This window comes from Trichococcus sp., from assembly GCF_049589555.1.
Classification (GTDB): domain Bacteria; phylum Bacillota; class Bacilli; order Lactobacillales; family Aerococcaceae; genus Trichococcus.
Genome location: NZ_JBAWAZ010000050.1, coordinates 1 through 2,172 on the forward strand (window position 1 = coordinate 1; position 2,172 = coordinate 2,172).

Genomic DNA, 2,172 nt, shown 5'->3' on the forward strand with positions numbered 1-2,172 from the left:
GGTACAAGGTTCCGGTTACGCTGGAACATGGTTATATGGTTTCATGGAGCGTGCGTTGATTCCTTTCGGTCTTCACCACGTGTTCTACTTGCCTTTCTGGCAAACAGCAGTGGGCGGAACGATGGAAGTCGGCGGAAAAATGGTCGAAGGTGCACAAAACATCTTCTTCGCGCAATTGGCTGATGCTGACACAACTGTCTTCAGCGTTGCGGCTACCCGCTTCATGTCAGGTAAATTCCCGTTGATGATCTTCGGCTTGCCTGGTGCTGCTTTAGCGATGTACCGCACAGCTAAACCAGAAAAAAGAAAAGAAGCCGGCGGACTTTTGTTGTCTGCGGCCTTGACTTCAATGCTTACAGGTATCACTGAGCCATTGGAATTCACATTCCTGTTTGTTGCTACACCATTGTATATCATCCACTCTGTTTTGGCCGGTGCTGCTTACATGTTGATGCATATGTTCAACGTAGGCGTCGGTATGACTTTCTCAGGCGGATTCATCGACATGTTCTTGTACGGTATCCTGCAAGGGAATGCCAAAACGAACTGGATCTGGATCGTATTCATCGGTCTTGCTTACTTCGTAATCTACTACTTCCTGTTCTCATTCCTGATCAAGAAGTTCAACTACAAGACTCCAGGTCGTGAAGATGATTCGACTGAAGTGAAATTGTACACGCGTGCTGACATGAATGCGAAAGCGCAAGAAGGCGCTGCAGACGTTGCCTCAATCGTGAAAAACGAAACGGATGAAATGTCTGCTTCCATCATTTATGGTCTGGGTGGCGCAGCGAACATCGTTGACGTCGACAGCTGTGCGACACGTCTGCGTACAACTGTAGCAAACGGCGATTTGGTTGATGCAGAATTATTGAAAGGCACGGGAGCATCCGGCGTCATCCATAAAGGAAACGGCGTTCAAGTTGTTTACGGACCGAAAGTTTCTAACATCAAATCAAACCTGGAAGAATTCATTGAAAGCGGCAGTGCCGCAAAACTGCCTTCCAAAGAAGACTACTATGGTCTGAAGGCTGTTGAAAAAACAGAAGAAAAAGCAACAGTAACACCAGCAGCGCCCGCTGCTGAAGAAAAAGCGACAGTTGCCACTACTTTGCGTTCGCCTATCGCTGGTATCGCCATTCCATTGACGCAAGTGGATGACGCTGCCTTCGCTAGTGAAGCGTTGGGTAAAGGGATCGCAATCGAACCTGCAGTCGGTGAAGTTGTTTCGCCGATCAACGGTAAAGTCGTGATGGTTTTCGACACGAAGCATGCTATCGGTCTTGAATCTGACGAAGGTGTTGAAATTTTGATCCATATCGGATTGGATACAGTCAATCTGAAAGGTGAAGGTTTCACTACTTATGTTAAGGCTGGGGATTTTGTTGAAATCGGAGACAAATTGGTTGATTTCGATATCGACTTCATCAAAGCTTCCGGTTACAAGACAACTACTCCTATCGTAATCACAAACACTTTCAATTACAAAAACATTGAAGTTGTTGCAGAAGGTACTGTAGATCTTGGCGATGCAATCGTTACAGTTCAATAAGAAGTAAGATTCAACGCGGATAAGGTGATGCAGAAATGAATAGCGCGACAAAAAGGTTTCCGGTCTCAGATCCGGAGGCCTTTTTGTATTTCTGGGCGCATCCGCAAAAATAAAAAGGTTGACTATTTGTGGCAGGCGCTCTAATATTAGCTTGTATTGTGTACACAAATAGAGAGAAAATAGGTGAGCGACATGGCTATCAGAAAAGCCGCATTAGCCTGTACCGTATGTGGATCAAGGAACTACACCATCACACCTACTGAAAAAGGTCGTACAGAACGTTTGGAAGTCAAGAAATTTTGCCGGTACTGCGGAAAGCATACCTTGCACAAAGAAACGAAATAAAGACGAAACTGGCAACATATAGTAGGAGGATAAGCATGAAATTTCTGAAGAGCGTAGCGGATGAAATGAAGCAAGTGACTTGGCCGACTGGTAAGGAATTAGCAAAATATACAAATACGGTAGTCGTTACAACCATTCTATTCGGAATATTTTTTGCCGCAGTAGATTTTGGGATCACAGAGGCAATGGATTTAATCTTAAATTAAAAGAAGATTTGTAGCCATACGGTCTTCGTGATGCTATAATGTTAACGCCGTACAGAAGGAACCTTTCAA

General features: G+C 44.8%; 3 protein-coding genes. All 3 read left to right on the plus strand.

Annotated elements, in window-relative coordinates; genetic code table 11:
* A partial coding sequence (locus WBV27_RS02415) for a glucose PTS transporter subunit IIA (RefSeq protein ID WP_424199088.1) occupies positions 1-1,552 on the plus strand: 1,552 nt, incomplete at its 5' end.
* A 192-nt stretch (positions 1,553-1,744) separates the two neighbouring features.
* A complete protein-coding gene (rpmG, locus tag WBV27_RS02420) occupies positions 1,745-1,897 on the plus strand; it encodes a 50S ribosomal protein L33 (protein WP_072763840.1) in 153 nt (50 codons plus the stop codon).
* A 35-nt stretch (positions 1,898-1,932) separates the two neighbouring features.
* Positions 1,933-2,103 carry a preprotein translocase subunit SecE gene (gene secE / locus WBV27_RS02425; protein ID WP_086628826.1) on the plus strand — a complete coding sequence of 57 codons (171 nt, stop codon included), beginning with the start codon at positions 1,933-1,935 and terminating at the stop codon, positions 2,101-2,103.
* The last annotated feature ends 69 nt before the right edge of the window (positions 2,104-2,172 follow it).

Excerpts from the sequence above, each read along its gene's own strand:
- rpmG (WP_072763840.1), top strand. The coding sequence starts at position 1,745 with ATGGCTATCAGAAAAGCCGCATTAGCCTGTACCGTATGTGGATCAAGG.
- secE (WP_086628826.1), top strand. The coding sequence starts at position 1,933 with ATGAAATTTCTGAAGAGCGTAGCGGATGAAATGAAGCAAGTGACTTGG.